Origin of the sequence: Zoogloea sp. LCSB751 (genome assembly GCF_002028455.1) — a bacterium.
In the GTDB taxonomy this organism is placed as follows: Bacteria; Pseudomonadota; Gammaproteobacteria; order Burkholderiales; family Rhodocyclaceae; genus Zoogloea.
The window spans coordinates 106,108-124,420 of the sequence record NZ_MWUM01000005.1; the positions used below are offsets into that span (position 1 = coordinate 106,108).

The window sequence follows — 18,313 nt, forward strand, 5'->3', positions numbered from 1 at the left end:
AGGGTGCGTTTGCTTAATAGAGATAGAACGGGAACAGCCATGACGCCTATCGAGGTCGACCTGCTCATCGAAGCTCGCTGGGTCATCCCGGTCGAGCCCGACGACACCACCCTGGAACACCATACGATCGCCATCCGCGACGGCCGGATTGTCGACGTACTGCCGACCAGCGAAGCCCGCACACGATTCTCAGCCCAGAACTGCGTCCAATTACCCGAACATATCCTGATCCCTGGCCTCGTCAATCTGCATTGCCACGCGGCAATGACCCTGATGCGCGGCCTGGCCGACGACCTTCCGCTGATGCGCTGGCTGCAGGAAGCCATCTGGCCAACCGAGGCACGCCATGTTTCACCCGCCTTCGTGCGCGACGGCAGCCTGCTGGCCGGCGCCGAAATGCTGCGCGGTGGCATCACTACCTGCAACGACATGTATTTCTTCCCGGAGGCCGCCGCCGAGGCCTTCGACCGCCTCGGCCTGCGCGCCGTGCTCGGCATCACCGTGCTTGAATTCCCGTCCCAATATGCGGCGGACGCGGACGACTACTTATCCAAGGGGCTCGCTGCCCACGACCGATGGCGCGACCACCCGAGGATTCGCTTCGCGCTGGCACCCCATGCGCCCTACACCGTTTCCGACCGCACTTTCGAACGGGTGGGCGCCCTGGCAGGGGAACTCGACCTTCCTGTCCACATCCACATCCATGAAACCGCCACCGAAATCTCCGACAGTCTGCGCGATTGCGGGCAACGTCCCCTGGCACGCCTCGACGCCCTCGGACTACTGGGCCCCAACCTGATCGGTGTGCACGCCGTACACCTCGACCACGAGGACATCGAACGCCTGGCCCTGCATCATTGCGCGGTCGCCCACTGCCCGACCTCGAACATGAAGCTCGCCAGCGGCGCGGCCCCGGTTGCCACCTTGCTGGACAGGGGCATCACGGTGGGACTCGGCAGCGACGGCGCCGCCAGCAACAACCGCCTCGACCTGTTCCGCGAGATGCACCAGGCCAGCCTGCTCGCCAAGTTGAGCAGCGGCGACGCCTCCACCCTGCCAGCCCACCAGGCCCTGCGCATGGCAACGCTTCTGGGTGCGCGGGCACTCGGACTGGACTCGACGATCGGCTCACTGCTTCCCGGCAAGGCCGCCGACATATGCGCCGTACGCGTAGACGAAGCGGATGAACTCCCGTGCTTCGACCCGGTTTCGCATCTGGTATACGTGCTCGGACGACGCTCCGTATCGGATGTATGGGTCGCTGGCGAACAACGCCTGACCAGCGGAAAACTGTTGCAAATAACCAACACTGAGCTATTTAGCGCCGCTCGGCTATGGCAGAATAAGTTCCGCCAATGAATTGGATATGCTGCCTAAGTGCCTATGGCATAAGCGCGGCGAGCAAGTAACTTCCGGTTCTACCCCTTTGCCTTGCGACGAGGAAAACGATGATCAAACAAGCCAAAAAACAACTGCTGATTGCCGCCGCAATGGCCGCGCTCGGCCTGTCCGCCTCCGCCAGCTTCGCCAAAGATGTCGTCGTGGATACGAAAGGCGAAGTTCCTTACGTGATTGACGCCCGTTCCGTTGTTGCCCGTAGCGGCCACGACCTCTGCTGGCGTACCGGTTACTGGACGCCCGCGGCTGCCTCCACCACCCTGGCTGGCGATCTGCCGGTTGGCTGCGAGTGCGACAAGGACGTCGTGCCCCAGGACAAGTGCGTTAAGACCGCTGCCGCCCCCGCTGCTGCTGCCAAGAGCGCTCCGGCTCCGGTTGCTGCCCCGGCTCCCGTCTCCGAAAAGGTCAAGCTGGCCGCCGACGCCCTCTTCGAATTCGACAAGGCCGTCCTGCTGCCCGCCGGCAAGACCAAGCTCGACGATCTGGCTGCCAAGTCCAAGGACGTCAAGCTGGAAGTCATCCTGGCTGTCGGCCACACTGACCGCATCGGTAGCGACACCTACAACCAGAAGCTCTCCGAAAAGCGCGCTGCCGCTGTGAAGAGCTACCTGGTCAGCAAGGGCGTCGAAGCCAACCGTGTGTACACCGAAGGCAAGGGCGAAAAGCAGCCCGTCACCGGCAACGCCTGCAAGAACCTCGGCAAGGAATCCGGCAAGAACAAGAAGCTGGTCGAGTGCCTGCAGCCGGACCGTCGCGTGGAAATCGAAGTCATCGGCACCAAGTAATCGCCGATTCGCTGGTTCCGCGCCAGTCAGCAAAAAGCCCTGCGTTGCAGGGCTTTTTGTTTTTGAGCCCGGGTCGGCCTCTCGCATACAATTCCAATCTGCTCACCGACTTATTGCTGATGTCCGACTCCATGAACGCCGATCCCGCCGAACTGCAGAAATTCAGTGACCTTGCCCACCGCTGGTGGGACCCAGAGTCCGAGTTCAAACCCCTCCACCAGATCAACCCCTTGCGCCTCGACTGGATCGACGCCGCCGCCGGACTGGCGGGCAAGCGCATCATCGACATCGGCTGTGGCGGCGGCATCCTGGCCGAATCCATGGCGGCTCGCGGTGCTCAGGTCACCGGCGTCGACCTCTCCGAAAAGGCCCTCGGCGTCGCCCGCCTGCATCTCTACGAAAGCGGCCACACGGTCGATTACCGGCATATTTCTGCCGAAGAGATCGCGCGCGAGAACCCCGAAGCTTTCGATGTCGTGACCTGCATGGAAATGCTCGAACACGTCCCGGACCCGGCCAGCACCATCCGTGCCTGCGCCGCGCTGGTCAAGCCCGGCGGCAAGGTGTTCTTCTCCACCCTCAACCGCAATCTCAAGTCCTACCTGATGGCGGTTGTCGGTGCGGAGTACATCCTAAACCTGCTGCCCAAGGGCACCCACGAGTACGCCAAGTTCATCAAACCGTCCGAACTCGCCCGCTACGTACGCGAAGCCGGACTCGACGTGGAAGACCTGACCGGCATGCATTACAACCCGCTCAGCCAGGTCTATTCCCTCGGCTCCAATACCGACGTGAACTACCTGATGCGGACCTCCAAGCGTGGCTGAAGCCGTATTTTTCGACCTGGACGGCACCCTCGCCGACACGGCGCCGGACCTCATCGGTACCCTGCATCGCCTCCAGGCCGAACACGGCCTGCCCGAAACGCCGTTCGAGCAATTGCGTCCGATGGTTTCCAATGGCGTGCGGGGGCTGCTCGGCATCGGCTTCGGACTGACGCCGGACATGGCCGACTACCCACCGTTGGCCAAACGCTTTCTCGATCTGTACGCAAACACCCTCTGCATCGAAACGCAACTCTTTGCGGGCATGGCCGAACTCCTCGATGCCCTGGACACCCATGGCATCGCCTGGGGGGTGGTCACCAATAAAGCCGAGCGCTTCGCACGCCCGATCATCGAAACACTCGGGCTTGCCCAGCGCAGTCGCTGCATCGTGGGTGGAGACACGGCCGCCCGCGCCAAGCCCCATCCCGATCCGCTGCTGCACGCCTGCCAGGTCTCGGGAACCAATCCGCTGGATTGCCTCTACGTCGGCGACGACATCCGCGACATCACGGCCGGTCGCGCCGCCGGCATGAAAACGGTGGCCGCCGCCTACGGCTATCTCGGCAATGGCGTGTCGATCCAGGCGTGGGAAGCCGACGTGATCATCCAGCATCCGCTCGAAATCCTGCCGCTGCTCAGCACTACCTGAGTTTGTGTTAACATGCGGAACTTTCCAGCTCAGGCTGGAACTAAAAGATGTAACAAACAGGGGCCGACCTGGCTTCGACGTGGGTTGCAAAGCAGATCAGGGCATACCGAGGACCAGTTACCTCGTAAATCCACTGGAAAACTACAAACGCCAACGACGAGCGTTTCGCTCTGGCCGCTTAAGGCCTAAGCCACTGCACTGATTCGTTCCTGGGTCAGGTGGGGTCAAACCCAATGCAGTGTCATTTACAGGAACTAGCAACGGATCGGGTTACTTGGTCCCGCGCGAAACTCTAGGTGACTCGCCCGTAGTCGGCCTGCCGATTGGCTAAACTCCGGGTTAAATCCAAATAAGTCGGCTAAGTATGTAGAACTGACTGTAGAGGACTTGCGGACGGGGGTTCGATTCCCCCCGGCTCCACCAGAATCGAGTCCGGGATGTTCCGGAAAAGGCCGAGAAACCTAGCAATATCAGGGTTCTCGGCCTTTTTTACGTCCGGAGTAGTCCGGTATGAGCTATTGCAAGCCGGTAACTCATGGCGGTAAGCGATGGCACTTCGACTACCGCTTTGACGGAAAACGCAAGATGCTGGCCGTGAGCGTCTCTATCCCGAGCTCACCCTGCGCGACGCCCGGAAGCGGCGTGACGCGGGCAGAGCCTGAACGGAGAAAACCTGAGTTTCCCGCGTCAACTCCAATGGAAGAAGCAGCGGTTTTCTTTCCTCGACTGACACTGGTTTTCTGCCAACTTTCGTTCCGGAAGAATTCTCATGAAATCAACGCAGTCCAATAACGGTCCCCTGTAGGCTTGGATGCAGCCTCTGCGGATCGCGGACCGTGGTTTCCGAACTGGATCGGGACGCATCGCCTTCTACAAGGAACGACCACATGGCAGCACAACTGCAAACCGCTCTGACCATCCGGCGCCACAAGCAGGTTGAATTCACCGCCCATCACACCGCTACCGTCGCGACACCGGAGCGTGGGTAAGAGGCGAGAATCTTCCCCACTTCCATACACCGAAGGAATACTTCAGCTGCTGCACGAACTACACACCACGACTAACGAGAAGAAGAGCGCGATCACATACTGGAAAGCCGTAATGAACCAGTTCGCCATCCTGTACGGCGAGCGCTTCATCCCGGCGGTGACGAGAGGAAGGCCGCCTTGCCCTCCCCGTCAGGCGGGTATTCATCACCGAGAACGAGACCAACTTTCTGGCCTTCCCGCCCGTGGCGAAGGCGATCGTCGTCTTCGGCGCCGGCTACGGCTGGGAAACACTGGCCCCCGCCACCTGGCTGCAGGGCTGCAACGTGCACTACTGGGGCGACCTCGACACCCACGGCTTCGCCATCCTCGATCAGTTGCGCCAATACCTTCCCCACGCGGCTTCGTTCCTGATGGACCGGGAGACCCTTCTGGCCCACCGCCTGCACTGGGGCAAGGAACCCGCCCCCACGCAGCACGAGCTTCCACGCCTCACGGCCGAGGAGGCCACGCTCTACGACACGCTCCGCTTCGATCATCTTCAGCCCGGACTGCGCCTGGAACAGGAGCACGTCGGCTACCGGTGGCTCGGCGACAGGCTCACGCACATTAGCTCGACATAGCACGCCAGCCCGTCTGCACTTCATTCCGGCCTGGTGATGACGGAGCACAGCGCAGCCTCGGTGCGGTTCGACACCTTCAGTTTGTCGAGCAGCTGCTGGACATGGTTCTTGACGGTCTGGGGGCTCAGGCCCAGTTCGGCCGCAATTTCCCGGTTGGACAGGCCGCAGCGGATTCCGGCCAGTACCTGGCGCTGGCGTGGCGAAAGATCGGACTCAAGCGTCTTCGACAAACCCGAGGGCGGCAGGCTGGCGAGGGCGTTGGCAAGATAAGGCAGCAGCAGGCGGGCGAAGTAGCGCTCCCGTTCGCCCGGTGTGCCGGCGAGCCCCAGGAACACGAAAACGCTCGTCCCGCTTTCCGCTGACAGGTCGCAGGCATGGAGCAGGCCGGGCCCGCCCACTTTCGATCCCAGCACCGTCACCATGAGCGGGCAGTCCGTCGTGGGATCAATGCAACAGGGCAGCCTGTCATGGGCGCTCCAGTGGCGTGAGAGCGCCAGACACAGGGCTTCACCCGCCTCCCGCACGCCCTCCTCCGCCCCTCCCGGCAGCGGCAGACGGGAAAACACCTCGGCGCGGCCGCCGCCCGGCCAGCGGCTCAGGCAGATCAGGGTTTCGTGGGGCAGGAAGCTCTGCAGCCCGCCCTGCGCCCACAGGTAGAACTGGTGGCTGCGCCGGATGCGGATGGCCTCATCCAGCACCAGCGGCAGGCGCTCCCGGTCGAGGTCGGTGAGCAGCATCATCGTCGTGCCCTCATCGACCCGGCGCCGGCAGTGGGCGGCCTCGGGTCATCACGTCCGTCGGGCGAAACAGCCAATCGCGGTAGCGCAGGCCCGCAGCGGCCACGCCACTGGAGCTGACCCACTCCGGCAGGCCGTCGCTGCGCAGCACCTCACGCTCGGAGCGGCTGCGCAGCCCGACGATGCGGCCGTCCTGCCGCTCCAAGACCCAGTCCGCCGCCCCGGTCATCGGGTCACGGTACACGCGGCGCAGGTGGCGCCGGACGAAGGGCACACGCGGGTCGATGAGCAGCGCGTCCAGCGTCGCCGGCCCCGGAGCCGGATCGTCGGGCAGGGCCGCCTGGTAGCTGGCCAGCGCACGGGCGAATTCACCGCCGATGAACAACAGTTCGGCCTCCCGCCCCCGCTGGGCTGCTGTTGCCCACAGGCCGCCGAAGTGGGCCAGGCCGAAGCCCAGCGCTGCCACCGCGAACAGCATCAGGAGGTAAGTGACGCCGCGCTGGCGTCCGTGTGCTGTCATAGCTCGCCGAACGGGCGCCCGTCGCGGGCCGTACCGGGGGCGCTGCTGCGCAGGTCCCACACCCCGGTGCCGCCGGGCGGGGCCACCAACTGCCAGCCATCCCGGCGCTCGGTGAGTGGGTCCACCGGCGCGGCGCGCAGGTAGCGGCGGTCCACCAGCTCGGCCAGGTCCTGCGGGTAACGCCCGGTGTCGCCGTGGAACTTGTCGATGGCGTCGCGGGTGACCGCCAGCGTCTCGGCCAGCGCAGCCTCCCGCGCCCGCTCCAGGTGTACGAAGTAACGCGGCGCGGCGATCGAGATGAGCAGCGCGACGATGGCCATCACCACCAGCAGTTCGATCAGCGTGAAGCCACGGCGGCCACGGTTCCGCATGTCCGTCACCATTCCCGGTAAGGCACGCCGTTGAGCCCGGAGCCTGGCGCGCGGGAATACACGTCGTACACGTCGCGCCCTTCCCGCGGCGCGTCGGGCGGGCTGGCGTAGCTGCGCAGGCCCCAGCCGGCCGCGGCGTCCTGGCCGCTGGTGTCGAAGGGGTCCCGCGGAATCCGCCGCAGGATGTAGATGCGCGCCTGGCCGGGAGCGCGGGCATCCGGGATGCCGCGCACCAGCTCTTCCAGCTTCTCCGGATAGCCGCTGCCATCGGTGGCGCGGGCGATACGGCCCTCGTCGCTATAGCGCTTGTAGGTGTCGATGCCTTCGCGGAGCTGGCGCAGGGCCAGGCGCAGTTCGCTTTCCTTGGCGCGCTGGGCTGTGAGCTGGGCGACCGGCACCGCGATGGCGGCAAGCACCGCCACCACCGCCACGGTGACGACCATCTCGATCAACGTGAAGCCGCGGCGGTTCATGGCTGCAGGGCGCTCACCGGGGCTCACGGCGCGATACGCACCCGCAACGGTGCGGGGTTGCTCAGCGGCTGTACCGATCCGCCGCTGCGCGGGTCGCTCGCCAGCAGGCTGAAGACGGTATTGCCGGCGGCCTTGGCGCGGGCCCGGAAGCGCGCGTCCACGCTGCCACCCGACAAGCGCAGGGCCAGCGCGTCGCCGCCCTCGCCGGGCTGGTCGAGGGGTTCGACCAGCGTCGTGTCGTAGGCCAGCAGCAACGGGCGCCCTTCCCCCACTGCGCCGCTGACGCGCACCGCGAAGGCCTCGCCGGGACGGACCTGCTCCGGGGCGACCAACTGCAGTTCGCCAGCGGACACCTCGGCCGACATCGCCACCACCGGCAGCGCCGCAGGCGCCGCCTCGGCCCGCGGAGGTCCGGCGGCCGGCCCCGCCACGGGTGCGAGCAGCAGCGGCGCGGCACCGACCGCCGACTCCGTCCCGGCGCCGAAGGTCGCACTGGCGAGCGCCGGCTGGTTGAGGTTGCGCAGCACCCGCGGGGTGATCAACAGCACGATCTCGGTCTTGTTGGCCACGTCGCGCTGGCTGCTGAACAGCCGCCCGAGCCCTGGCAGATCGCCGAGACCCGGCAGGCGGTTGGCGGCACTGCGCTCCTCGTCGCTGATGAGCCCGGCCAGCACCTGGGTCTCGCCGTCTTTCAGGCGCAGGGACGTGGCGGCGCTGCGCGTGCCGACCTGGTAGGCCAGGGAGTTGGACGGGCCAAGGACTTCCTTCACCACGCTGCTGACCTCCAGGTTCACCTTGATCGCCACCTCCTCGTCCAGGTGCACCGAAGGCTCCACCTCCAGCTTGAGGCCCACGTCCAGGTAATTCACCGAGGCCGACACGCCCACGTTGGCGGTGGAGGTGGTGGTGAACACCGGCAGCTTCTCGCCGATGTGGATGCGCGCCTTGTCCCGGTTCTTCACGCGGATGCGCGGGTTGGCGAGGATGTTGGAATCCCCGTCCTGGTCCTTCAGGTTGAGCAGCAGGCCGGGGTTGGCCACGTAGGGCACCATCGCGCCGGTGTTGCGCAGGTTCACGTTGCCGCTGAGCAGCTGGCCGCCCAGGTTCTCGGTGATGGTGGTGCCGGTGGTGGTGGTCACCGCGCTGGTGGTGTTGGGCTGCAGCAGGCCGTAGCCAATCTGGTCGGGGAAACGCAGGCCCAGTTCGAGCAGCTTGTTGCGGCTGATCTCCAGCACCTCCACTTCCAGCATCACCTCCGGCTCGGCCAGGTCGAGGCCGGCGATCAGGCGCTCGGCGAGGCGCACCGCGTCCGGGGTGTCCTTCATCACCAGCAGGTTGAGGCGCTCCTCCACGAACAGGTCCTTGGTCTTGACCATCTGCTTGATCAGTTCCATGGCCTGCTTGGGCGCCGCGTTGGCGAGGTAGAAGCTGCGCGTCACCAGCTCCTGGTAGTCCTTCTGCTTGGCCGGGGTGTTGGGGTAGATCAGGATCGAGTTGTCGTTGAGGAGCTTGCGTTCAAGCTGCTGGGTCGCCGCCAGCAGCTTGAGCACGTCGTCGATGCTGCTGCGGCGCACGAAGATCGACACCTTGGTGTCGGGCCGCACGTCCTTGTCGAGCACGAAGTTGAGGCCGGACTCCCGCGACAGCACCTCCAGCACGCCACGCAGCGGCGCGTCGCGGAATTCGAGGGTGATCGGCTTGGCCAGCGGCCCTTTCAGCGCCAGCGGCAGCGGGTCGCGGGCGACAGTACGCTCGTCGAGCCGACGCATCACGCCACGCGCCACCGCATGGCCGGGCTCGGCGGCCAGCACGCTGCGGGCGGCCTGCTCTGCACCGGCGAAGTCCCGTGCCTCCAGGCGCTTCTCGGCCTCGGCAGCCGTCCGGTTGCGCTTGCGTTGAGCAGCGATCAGATCCAGCCCGGCAGCCACCCGCGGATGATTGGGGTCGTACTGGCGCGCCACCACCAGTGCCGCCTCGGCGTCCTCGAAACGCCCGCCGGCCCGCGCCTCTTCGGCTACGGCCAGCTGGCGCAGGGTCAGGCGGTCGCGCTGGCGCAGGTAGTAGCTGCGCAGCGCCAGGTTGGCGGGGTCGGCGGCAATCTTCTGCTGCAGCTCGCGCAGGGCCGCCTCCGGCGTACCGCTGGCAAAGGCCTGGCGGCTTTCTTCCAGGGCGGGGTTGGCGGCGCAGGCGGTCAACAGGGCAACTACGAGGGCAAGTGCGGCCCCGGCGAACAGGGTGCGGAACGGACGTCGTGGCTTCATGGATTGCCTGTGTTCAGGCTCTGGGCTTCATTGAGGGGCAGGTACAGGAAGTCGATGCGCTGGCGGCTCACCGCCGTCACCCGGTAGCGGCCGTCGAGCACGTCGCCGGGGCGCACCGCGCGGACTTCGTCCCGTTCGAGCAGGAAGGCTGCCGGCGCTCCGCCGTCCTCCAGCGCGCCGCCGTAGCGGTAAGGCAGCGGCGGCGCGACGGGCTTGGTCTCGACCGGCGGCGGTGGTGGCGGCAGGAAGCTCCGCGCCGGGAAGAGTTCGCCCGGCGGGGCATCGGCCAGCGGACGCGCGGCGAGGCGCAGCTCGCCGAGCGGCGTGGCCGGCATCGCAACGCGACGCGCCCGGCCGGCCTTGCGCACCGGTCGCGGGCCACCCTCACCCGCGTCGTCCAGCCCGGCAGCCCACCAGGCAGCGACGAGCACGGCGCCCAGCGCGAGGATCAGTCCGTGGGCGCGCTTCACGAGCGCCCCCGCAGGAAGATCACCAGCCGCGCCCGTGCGTCCAGCTCCTCGGCGCCGATGTCGGCACGTTTCAGAAGCAGCCCATCGATGGCGACCTCCGGCAGTTCGGCCAGCAGGTCGCCGAGCCACAAGCGCAGCGCGGCGTAGCGGCCGTGCAGCGGCAGCTCCAGCGCCACCTGCTCCAGCGGCGTGCCGGCCACCGGCGTGGAACGGTAGTCGGCCTTGTCGGCGGCCAGGCCGCGGGCCAGCGCGTAACCGTGGATGCGCACCAGCAGGTCGGGCAGGCCGTCGCTGGCCGGGAAGGCAGCGTAGTAGGCGTCGACACGCGCCCGTTCAGTGAGCGGCGGCGGCACCGTGTGGCGTTGCTGACGCAGCAGGCTGCGGGTCTGGCGCTCCAGCGTGTCGGTCTCGTCGGCAAGTGGCCGGTTGCCGCTGGCGTCGAAGGCCAGCGCGAAGACCGTCAGCGCCACGCCGAGCACACCAGCCCAGCCGGCCCCGCGCAGGACCCGCTGCGCGTCCGCCCGCAAGGTGGCCAGACCGACGGCCAGACGCAGCGCCGTCACGGCTGCGCCTCCCAGCGGGCCTGTAGGTCGAAGCCGACCACCTGGATCGGTCCGTCCTGGCGGAAGGCGTAACTCACAAGACGCACGTCACGCAGCGCCGGAATGGCTTCAAGGCGCTTCACGAAGGCGAACACCTCGGGCAGATTGCGGGCCTCGCCGCTGAGCTTGAGGCGCCCCTTGGCGCCGTCCTGGTCCAGCTCCAGCAGGGCCAGGCCCGGATCGTCGGCGGCGCTTTCGAGAGCCGCCAGCAAGGTATTCCAGTCGCGCCCGAGGCCAGCTGCCACGCCGAGAGCCGCGCGGCGCTCAGGGTCTGTGAGTGGTGGCTCCGGTGGTCGGACCGGGCGGGTCACGGCGCTCTGCCGGCGCGCCCGTTCATAGGCATGACGGGCTTCGGCGAGGCGGGTCTCGGCCACGTCGAACTCATGCAGCACACCGAGCGCGGCGAGCCCCCCGCAGGCCAGCATCAACCAGCCGAGCGCGCCGGGCGGTCGGCGGCGGCCGCTGAAGTCCAGATCCACGGCTGCCGGCACGGCGCGACTCACGGACGGGCCTCCGCGCAGTCGGCGTGGGTCCAGCCTGACGGCAGCGGCGCATCCGCCGGCTGCACGCCGGCCACGTGGAAGGTGCCGGCGGCCGGTGCCTCCGGCAGCGTGGCGAGCAGCGCGACCAGGCCGTCCACCGCGGCGCGGCCGTCCGCCTCGCCCACCGGCAGGCTGCGCAAGGCCCGCCAGGCGCCGGCCGCCCACAACCCGATGGTGACGCGCCCGCGCTCCTGCCGGGCAAACGCCCCGTCGCCACGGAGCCGGCGACGACCCTCGTTGAAGTCGGCCAGAAAGGCCGGCTCCACCGCCCGCAAACTCAACCGGCGCGTCCGCGCCCAGTCCCGCAGCGCGTCGCGCAGGGATAGAGGCAGCGCCGCCGCGAGGCACTGCGGCCCGGCAGCGTTGCGGTCGGTGAGCACAGCCCAAGGCCCGGCACCGAAAACCTCAACGAATCGATATTCGACAAAAACCCGTCGCTCCTCTGCGGACAGACCCGGCGGCCAGGCCACCCGCAAATAGCGCACGTAGCGGTCGGCAATCCTGACGCGCAGGCGGGAAAAACGCGGCAAGACCGGCAAGGCGGCCAGCGCTGCGCCCCAGTCGGCATCGATAAGGGGCCGCTCGATCGCGCCGGCCCGGCACTGCAGGCGCAGCGCGTCCGGCCCGATGTGCAGCGTCGCGCGCTCAGGCCACGAAAGTGACACGGTTCAGCTCCTGCAAAGTGGTGAGGCCGTCGCGGACCAGGGCCAGGCCTGCGTCGCGCAGGCTGGCGAAGCCGCGCCGACGGGCCGCCGCCTTCAGCTCGCGCAGCGGCGCGCGGGCAATGATCAGATCGCGCAGCTCGTCGTCGAGGATCAGCACTTCGGCAATGGCCCGCCGGCCCCGGTAGCCGGAACCACGGCAGGCGCCGCAGCCGCTACCGGCGCGGAAGCGGTAGCCGCCTGCCGCCCCACTCCCGCCCAAGCCGGAGTCGGCGAGCAGCGCGGCGTCGGGCGTGCAGTCGGCACTGCAGGCCGGGCAGTTCATGCGGATCAGGCGCTGGGCCACCACACCGTTGAGGGCGGCCACCAGGTTGTAGGGGTCGATGCCCATGTGCATGAAGCGGCCGATCACGTCGAAGACGCTGTTGGCATGCACGGTGGTGAATACCAGGTGGCCGGTCAGCGCGGCCTGCACGGCGATCTCGGCGGTCTCCGGGTCGCGGATCTCGCCGACCATGATCTTGTCCGGGTCGTGGCGCAGGATGGAGCGCAGGCCGCGGGCAAAACCCAGGCCCTTCTTCTCGTTAACCGGAATCTGCAGCACGCCGGGCAGCTGGTACTCCACCGGGTCCTCGATGGTGACGACCTTCTCCTGCCCCGAGTGGGTTTCCGACAGCACGGCGTAGAGGCTGGTGGTCTTGCCCGAGCCGGTCGGCCCGGTGACCAGCAGCATGCCGTAGGGCTCCATGGCCAGGCGGCGCAGCGTGGCGCGGGTGGCCGCGTCGAAGCCGAGGGTTTCGAGGGTCAGCGCCGTCATCTCGCGGGTCAGGTGTTCCTTGTCGAGCAGGCGCAGCACGGCGTCCTCGCCATGGATGCTGGGCATGATGGAGACCCGGAAGTCGATCGGGCGGCCGGCGGCATGGACCTTGAAGCGTCCGTCCTGGGGCACGCGCCGCTCGGCGATGTCCAGCTCGGCCAGCACCTTGAGGCGCGACAGCACCTGCTCGGCCAGCTCGCTGCCCTGGGCGCCGCCGGCGCGGGTCAGCACGCCGTCCACCCGGTACTTGACGACTAGCCCGCCGGGCACGCTCTCCAGGTGGATGTCGCTGGCCCCCTGTTGGATGGCGTCGTAGAGGGTGGAGTTGACCAGCTTGACCACCGGGCTGGCGTCGCTGGCGATGCGCCGCAGGGACAAGTCCTCGCCGTCGTCCACGCGGGCCGCGGCGGCCTCGCCGAGCACACCGGCGACGACGCGGCCGGATTCCGCGTGGCGGGCCAGGCAGGCGGCCAGGTCGTCGCGGCGCGCCAGGCGCAGCGCGAAGGGTTCGGCGAGGCGGCCGCCGAGGCCGTCGAGCAGGTCGGTGTCCTGCGGGTCGGCGACGGCGATCAGCAACCGCCCGTCGTCGCTACGGCCGGCGAAGGCGTCGCGGCGCAGCGCGTCGTCGAAGGACAGCGCAGCGAACTCGGGCTGCAGCGCGAAAAGCTCGGCGTGGCCGATGGAGGCAATCACTGGATGCTCTCCGCCACCTGGAAGATCGGCAGGTAGAGCATCACCAGCACCACGCCGACGCCGACCGCGATGACCAGCATCAGCAGCGGCCCGGCCAGGCGGGCCATCAGTTCGAGCCAGCGGGCGTTGTCCTGGTCGTGGAAGTCGGCGGCGCGCTCCAGCATGTCGCCCAGGTTGCCGGCCTTCTCCCCCACCGCCAGCATGCGCAGCGCCACCGGCGTGGCGAGACCATGCGCCTGCAGCGTGGCAGTGAAGCCCTGCCCTTCGCGCACCGCCGCCCGGCTGGCCAGCAGGCCGGGGCGCAGCACCGGCGACAGCAGGCCCTCGACCATGCCCATCGCTGCCACCGCGGGGATGCCGCCGCGCAGCAGCATGCCCAGCGTGCGGTACAGACGGGCCAGCTCGAAGACGCGCAGCCGCTCACCGAGGCGCGGCAGGCGCCAGGCCAGACGCAACGCCGCCGCGCGGCTCTCGGCACGGACCGCCAGCGCCCCCAGCCCGCCGAGCCCGGCGACGATGACGCCGCCGATCAGCCCGCCGTGGGCTTCCATCAATTGTCCCCAGTCGAGCAGCAGACGCGACATCCACGGCAATTCGCCACCGACGCTCTCGAAGACCTGCGCGAAGCGCGGCACCACGAAGAGCAGCAGGAACAGCATGACCGCGCCCCCAACCACCAGCAGCAAGGCCGGGTACACCGCCGCTGCAACCAGCGTGCCGCGGATTGCGTCGAGCTGGCGCTGGTAGGCCACGTAGCGGGACAGGGCCGGCTCCAGGTCGCTGGTGTGCTCGGCGGCGCGCACGGTGGCCACGTAGAGCGGTGGGAAGGCGGCGGGCTGGGCTTCCAGCGCGGCGGACAGACTGCGGCCTTCGCGCAGCCCATGGCCGAGGGCGTCCACCACCGCGCGCAGGGCCGGACGGGCCTCCTTCTCGGCGAGGGCGGCCAGCGCGTCGGCCAGCGGAATACCGGCCCGCAGCAAGGCCACCAGTTCCTGGTTGAACAGCATCAGCGGGAAGCGCGCAGCGCGGGCCGGCCGCCCCAGCGGGGCGACCGACAGCACCGCCAGGCGGCGCTCGGCGGCCAGCGCGCGGGCGGCGGCTTCATCGGCGGCATCGACCTCGATGTCCACCACGGACGATGCAGCCCCGAGGGCGCGAATACGGAAACGCATGGCTTACCAGTTGACGACGTCGGCGGCCTCGCCGCTGCCACCGGGCTGGCCGTCGCGGCCGAAGGAATACAGGTCGAACTCCCCGTGCTCGCCCGGCTGCTGGTACTGGTAGGGCTTGCCCCAGGGATCATCGGGCACCGCCTTCTTGAGGTACGGCCCGGCCCAGCGGGCCGCATCGGCCGGCTTCTCGGTGAGGGCGCGCAGGCCTTCCTCGGTCGTTGGGTAGCGGCCCACATCGAGGCGGTACTGGTCCAGCGCCTTCTCCAGCCCGTCGATCTGCGCACGCGCCGCCTTGATCTCGGACTTGCCGATGTGGGCGAAGAACTTGGGCCCCACGTAGCCCGCCAGCAGGCCGATGATGGTCATCACCACCAGTAGTTCGAGAAGTGTGAACCCCCGCGGACGATGTGAACGATAGGAACGGACGGGACGAAGGTCAGGCGTAGGCATAGCCGGCAAAGGCTAGCCATGCTCCATGACAGGAATTTGAAAGACCGGCGACAGGATCCATTTCAACTACAAGCCGTCTTATGGCATACACCATTTTCATTACACGATCATTCGCCCGGCCTGATCCGGTCAGCCCAGTTTTGGCGGTTCCGGCGAAGCGATCCCTGTAGCCTGCGGTGCCTAGAGTGGCGGGCTCTCTCAAGAAAGAACACGGAGCCCCAATGCCCACACCCCATCGTCTCGCCACGGCCCTTTGCGCCGTCGGCCTGCTCTCTGCCAGCGGCCTGGCCACGGCTGCGTCCGACGTCGTCATCAGCCAGATCTACGGCGGCAACGGCAACATCTACAACGCCGACTACGTGGAGCTGTTCAACCGTGGCGCCACGGCGGTCACCCTGTCCAACTGGTCGGTGCAGTACGCCAGCGCCACCGGCACGGGCAACTTCAGCGGCAACGGCGTCGCCGCCGTAAACGGCACCCTGCAGCCCGGCCAGTACCTGCTGGTACGCCTGGCCACCGCCACCGCGGGCACGGCCGTACCGACACCGGACGCCACCGGCAACCTCAACCTGTCGGCCAGCGCCGGCAAGGTGATCCTCGCCAACGTGGGCACCGGCCTGGCCTGTAACGGCGGCAGCACGCCGTGCTCCGCCGAGCAGAGCGCACAGATCGCCGACCTGGTCGGCTACGGCAGCGCCAACTTCAAGGAAGGCTCGGCCACCGCGCCGGCTGCCAACGGCAGCTCCGCCCTGTTCCGCGCCAACGGTGGCTGCAGCGACACCGACCAGAACGGCACCGATTTCGCGACCGGCACGCCGTCGCCGCGCAACAGCAGTTCGCCCCTCAACCAGTGCGTGTCCGCGCCGGTGAACGCTGCCATCGTGACGAGCTGCAGCCCGCTCGCCGTGCAGGTCGGCAGCGCCGGCAGTGTGACGCTCACCGCCACCGATGCGGACAGCATCGTCACCGGCGCTGTCATCGTCGGCGCGCCGGTTGCCGGCATCAGCCTCGGCCCGGTCACCCCGGCGGACGCCGACGGCGGCACCGCCAGCGTGACGCTGCAGGCCGCCGCCGGCCTGGCCGTGGGCAACTACCCGGTGCAGGTGCAGTTCAGCAACAACGAATCCCAGAGTGCCAGCTGCACGGTGGACGTGAGCGTCGGCGCCGCGCCGGCCCTCACCCCGGTCTATGAGATCCAGGGCAGCGGCCCGACCAGCCCGCGCACGGGCGAGACCCTCACCACCGGCGGCGTGATCACCGCGGTCTTCCCTAACCTGAAGGGCTTCTACCTGCAGGACCCCAGCGGTGACGGCAACCCGGCGACCTCCGACGGCATCTTCGTGTACGTGAACAACGCCACCATGCCGGCCGGCGTGGCGGTGGGCAACCGCATCACCGTCAAGGGCACGGTGGCCGAGTTCAACGGCCTGACCGAGCTGACCACCCCGAGCGCCGTCACCGTGCTATCCACCGGCAACAGCGTCCAGCCGGTAGACGTCAGCCTGCCGGAAGCCGTGAATGGCGACCTGGAGCGTTACGAAGGCATGCTGGTGCGCATCGTCAGCCCGCTGAGCGTCGCCCAGAATTACTTCCTCGGCCGCTACGGCCAGCTCACCCTGGCGGCCAACGGCCGCATCGAGAAGGCCACCAACCGCTACGCCGCCGGCACGCCGGAAGCCGTCGCGCTGGCCGACGAGAACCAGCGCCGCCTGCTGGTGCTGGACGACGGCTCGTCCCTGCAGAACCCCAGCCCGACGCCCTACATCGGTGCCGGCAACACCGTGCGCGCCGGCGACACGGTGAACGGCCCGCTGGTCGGCGTGCTCGACCAGGGCCCGATCAACGCCAGCAGCCCGGCCGCCATCGACTACCGCCTGCACCCCACCGAGGCGGTGAGCTTCACCCGCGCCAACCCGCGCACCACCACGCCGGCCAGCGTCGGCGGCAACGTGAAGGTGGCCAGCTTCAACGTGCTCAACTACTTCAACGGCAATGGCACCGGCGGCGGCTTCCCGACCGCTCGCGGCGCCACGACCGCCGCCGAGTTCGAGCGCCAGCGCACCAAGATCATCGGCGCGATCAAGGCCATCAACGCCGACGTGGTCGGCCTGATGGAGATCGAGAACGACGGCTACGGCAGCACCAGCGCCATCCAGGACCTGGTGAATGGCCTCAACGCGGCGATGGGTGCCGGCACCTACGCGGCGGTACCCGATCCCTCCACCGGCACCGGTACGGACGAGATCAAGGTCGCACTGATCTACAAGCCGGCCAGCGTCACCCGCGTCGGTGCGTCACTGTCCGATCCGGACGCCGTGAATAGCCGCCCGCCGCTGGCCCAGACCTTCGCCGCCCTCAACGGCGAGAAGTTCTCGGTGATCGTCAACCACCTCAAGTCGAAGGGCTGTACCGACGCCAGCGGCGCCGACCTCGACCAGGGCGACGGTCAGGGCTGCTACAACGCCCGCCGCCTGCAGCAGGCCGCCCGCCTGCTGTCCTTCGTCGAGCAGGTCAAGAGCAAGGCCGGCGACGACGACGTGGTGCTGATCGGCGACATGAACGCCTACGGCAAGGAAGACCCGATCAACGCCCTCACCGCCGGCGGCCTGGTGAACCAGATCGCCGCCTACGAGAGCAATGCCTATTCCTACGTCTTCGACGGCGAGCTGGGCTACATCGACCACGCGCTGACCACCGCCTCCCTGACCACCCAGATGGGCAGCGTCGGCCACTGGCACATCAACGCCGACGAGCCCTCCTTCCTCGACTACAACCTGGAGTTCAAGCAGCCCGCCTGCCCGACCTGCCAACCGGACCTGTACTCCGCCACGCCCTACCGCTCGTCGGACCACGACCCGGTGGTGATCGGCCTGCAACTGGTAAAGAAGCTCGACGGCACGGCCGGCCGTGACACCCTGGTCGGCACACCCGGCGACGACGTCATCGTCGGCGGCGACGGCGCCGACACCCTGACCGGCGGCGGCGGTGCCGACGTCTTCGTGTATCGCAGCCTGCGCGAAGCCGGCGACACCATCACCGACTTCGCGCCGGGCAGCGACCGCATCGACGTCAGCCAGCTCGGCGTGACCTCCGACAACCTGGGCCGCGGCGTGCTGAAGCTGGTTCAGACCGCCGCCGGCACCAGCGTTCAGTTCGACAGCGACGGCGACGCCGGCAGCGCCCTGCCCCGCCCGCTGGTACTGCTGAAGGGCGTGCCGGTCAGCGCCATCGACCTGCGCCGTGACTTCATCGTCCAGCAGAACCGCACCAACTAA

At 68.1% G+C, this 18,313-nt stretch carries 17 protein-coding genes, 1 other RNA gene and 1 pseudogene; 7 read left to right on the forward strand and 12 right to left on the reverse strand.

Annotated features, from left to right (window positions below):
* The first annotated feature begins 39 nt into the window (after positions 1 to 39).
* The 6 genes and pseudogenes from B4920_RS07635 to B4920_RS07660 all read left to right on the forward strand — a co-directional run.
* The gene (locus B4920_RS07635; protein WP_079434030.1) at positions 40 to 1,359 is read left to right on the forward strand and encodes a TRZ/ATZ family hydrolase; all 1,320 of its coding nucleotides are present in this window, start codon (positions 40 to 42) and stop codon (positions 1,357 to 1,359) included.
* Between the two features lie 89 nt (positions 1,360 to 1,448).
* Positions 1,449 to 2,183 (forward strand): OmpA family protein, encoded by a 735-nt coding sequence (locus B4920_RS07640; RefSeq protein WP_079434031.1) that lies wholly within the window; start codon positions 1,449 to 1,451, stop codon positions 2,181 to 2,183.
* A gap of 119 nt (positions 2,184 to 2,302) precedes the next feature.
* Positions 2,303 to 3,010, forward strand: coding sequence for a bifunctional 2-polyprenyl-6-hydroxyphenol methylase/3-demethylubiquinol 3-O-methyltransferase UbiG (gene ubiG / locus B4920_RS07645; RefSeq protein ID WP_079434032.1), 708 nt, complete (start codon positions 2,303 to 2,305; stop codon positions 3,008 to 3,010).
* Entirely contained in the window at positions 3,003 to 3,659 is a 657-nt protein-coding gene (gph, locus tag B4920_RS07650) for a phosphoglycolate phosphatase (protein ID WP_079434033.1), read from the forward strand. Before ubiG ends, gph begins: the two co-directional genes overlap by 8 nt.
* Positions 3,660 to 3,718: 59 nt before the next feature.
* Positions 3,719 to 4,082, forward strand: a transfer-messenger RNA (tmRNA) gene (gene ssrA, locus B4920_RS07655).
* 751 nt (positions 4,083 to 4,833) lie between these two features.
* Positions 4,834 to 5,268: pseudogene (locus B4920_RS07660) on the forward strand (Wadjet anti-phage system protein JetD domain-containing protein); the annotation flags it as partial.
* Between the two features lie 20 nt (positions 5,269 to 5,288).
* Here B4920_RS07660 and B4920_RS07665 read toward each other — a convergent pair.
* From B4920_RS07665 to gspG, 12 genes are read right to left on the reverse strand one after another with little or no spacing between them, the layout of a single operon-like run.
* Entirely contained in the window at positions 5,289 to 6,008 is a 720-nt protein-coding gene (locus tag B4920_RS07665) for a LuxR C-terminal-related transcriptional regulator (RefSeq protein ID WP_079434035.1), read from the reverse strand.
* Between the two features lie 10 nt (positions 6,009 to 6,018).
* Positions 6,019 to 6,525 carry a type II secretion system protein gene (locus tag B4920_RS07670; RefSeq protein WP_079434036.1) on the reverse strand — a complete coding sequence of 169 codons (507 nt, stop codon included), beginning with the start codon at positions 6,523 to 6,525 and terminating at the stop codon, positions 6,019 to 6,021.
* Complete coding sequence (locus B4920_RS07675) at positions 6,522 to 6,896, reverse strand: type II secretion system protein (protein WP_079434180.1); 375 nt, start codon at positions 6,894 to 6,896, stop codon at positions 6,522 to 6,524. The genes B4920_RS07670 and B4920_RS07675 overlap by 4 nt, the downstream gene beginning before the upstream one ends.
* Positions 6,897 to 6,901: 5 nt before the next feature.
* On the reverse strand, positions 6,902 to 7,369 hold the full coding sequence (locus B4920_RS07680) for a prepilin-type N-terminal cleavage/methylation domain-containing protein (RefSeq protein ID WP_173862650.1): 468 nt from the start codon (positions 7,367 to 7,369) through the stop codon (positions 6,902 to 6,904).
* Between the two features lie 23 nt (positions 7,370 to 7,392).
* Positions 7,393 to 9,630: a secretin N-terminal domain-containing protein gene (locus B4920_RS07685; RefSeq protein WP_079434038.1), complete on the reverse strand. Its 2,238-nt coding sequence runs from the start codon at positions 9,628 to 9,630 to the stop codon at positions 7,393 to 7,395.
* Positions 9,627 to 10,100 (reverse strand): hypothetical protein, encoded by a 474-nt coding sequence (locus B4920_RS07690; RefSeq protein ID WP_079434039.1) that lies wholly within the window; start codon positions 10,098 to 10,100, stop codon positions 9,627 to 9,629. Before B4920_RS07690 ends, B4920_RS07685 begins: the two co-directional genes overlap by 4 nt.
* Entirely contained in the window at positions 10,097 to 10,663 is a 567-nt protein-coding gene (locus tag B4920_RS07695) for a hypothetical protein (protein ID WP_079434040.1), read from the reverse strand. The genes B4920_RS07690 and B4920_RS07695 overlap by 4 nt, the downstream gene beginning before the upstream one ends.
* Complete coding sequence (locus tag B4920_RS07700) at positions 10,660 to 11,205, reverse strand: PilN domain-containing protein (protein ID WP_079434041.1); 546 nt, start codon at positions 11,203 to 11,205, stop codon at positions 10,660 to 10,662. The genes B4920_RS07695 and B4920_RS07700 overlap by 4 nt, the downstream gene beginning before the upstream one ends.
* Complete coding sequence (locus tag B4920_RS28395) at positions 11,202 to 11,909, reverse strand: hypothetical protein (RefSeq protein ID WP_088179411.1); 708 nt, start codon at positions 11,907 to 11,909, stop codon at positions 11,202 to 11,204. Before B4920_RS28395 ends, B4920_RS07700 begins: the two co-directional genes overlap by 4 nt.
* Positions 11,890 to 13,416 carry a GspE/PulE family protein gene (locus B4920_RS07705; protein WP_254050872.1) on the reverse strand — a complete coding sequence of 509 codons (1,527 nt, stop codon included), beginning with the start codon at positions 13,414 to 13,416 and terminating at the stop codon, positions 11,890 to 11,892. The genes B4920_RS28395 and B4920_RS07705 overlap by 20 nt, the downstream gene beginning before the upstream one ends.
* Positions 13,413 to 14,588 (reverse strand): type II secretion system F family protein, encoded by a 1,176-nt coding sequence (locus B4920_RS30380; protein ID WP_079434043.1) that lies wholly within the window; start codon positions 14,586 to 14,588, stop codon positions 13,413 to 13,415. Before B4920_RS30380 ends, B4920_RS07705 begins: the two co-directional genes overlap by 4 nt.
* Before the next feature lie 3 nt (positions 14,589 to 14,591).
* Complete coding sequence (gspG, locus tag B4920_RS07715; RefSeq protein ID WP_079434044.1) at positions 14,592 to 15,038, reverse strand: type II secretion system major pseudopilin GspG; 447 nt, start codon at positions 15,036 to 15,038, stop codon at positions 14,592 to 14,594.
* A gap of 221 nt (positions 15,039 to 15,259) precedes the next feature.
* On the opposite strand from gspG, the gene B4920_RS07720 reads away from it, so the two are divergent.
* Positions 15,260 to 18,313 (forward strand): ExeM/NucH family extracellular endonuclease, encoded by a 3,054-nt coding sequence (locus B4920_RS07720; RefSeq protein ID WP_079434045.1) that lies wholly within the window; start codon positions 15,260 to 15,262, stop codon positions 18,311 to 18,313.

What these genes read in the sequence shown, in the direction of transcription:
- B4920_RS07635 (WP_079434030.1), top strand. Translation starts at nt 40, where the DNA reads ATGACGCCTATCGAGGTCGACCTGCTCATCGAAGCTCGCTGGGTCATC.
- B4920_RS07640 (WP_079434031.1), top strand. Translation starts at nt 1,449, where the DNA reads ATGATCAAACAAGCCAAAAAACAACTGCTGATTGCCGCCGCAATGGCC.
- ubiG (WP_079434032.1), top strand. Translation starts at nt 2,303, where the DNA reads ATGTCCGACTCCATGAACGCCGATCCCGCCGAACTGCAGAAATTCAGT.
- B4920_RS07665 (WP_079434035.1), bottom strand. Translation starts at nt 6,008, where the DNA reads ATGATGCTGCTCACCGACCTCGACCGGGAGCGCCTGCCGCTGGTGCTG.
- B4920_RS07670 (WP_079434036.1), bottom strand. Translation starts at nt 6,525, where the DNA reads ATGACAGCACACGGACGCCAGCGCGGCGTCACTTACCTCCTGATGCTG.
- B4920_RS07675 (WP_079434180.1), bottom strand. Translation starts at nt 6,896, where the DNA reads ATGCGGAACCGTGGCCGCCGTGGCTTCACGCTGATCGAACTGCTGGTG.
- B4920_RS07680 (WP_173862650.1), bottom strand. Translation starts at nt 7,369, where the DNA reads ATGAACCGCCGCGGCTTCACGTTGATCGAGATGGTCGTCACCGTGGCG.
- B4920_RS07685 (WP_079434038.1), bottom strand. Translation starts at nt 9,630, where the DNA reads ATGAAGCCACGACGTCCGTTCCGCACCCTGTTCGCCGGGGCCGCACTT.
- B4920_RS30380 (WP_079434043.1), bottom strand. Translation starts at nt 14,588, where the DNA reads ATGCGTTTCCGTATTCGCGCCCTCGGGGCTGCATCGTCCGTGGTGGAC.
- gspG (WP_079434044.1), bottom strand. Translation starts at nt 15,038, where the DNA reads ATGCCTACGCCTGACCTTCGTCCCGTCCGTTCCTATCGTTCACATCGT.
- B4920_RS07720 (WP_079434045.1), top strand. Translation starts at nt 15,260, where the DNA reads ATGCCCACACCCCATCGTCTCGCCACGGCCCTTTGCGCCGTCGGCCTG.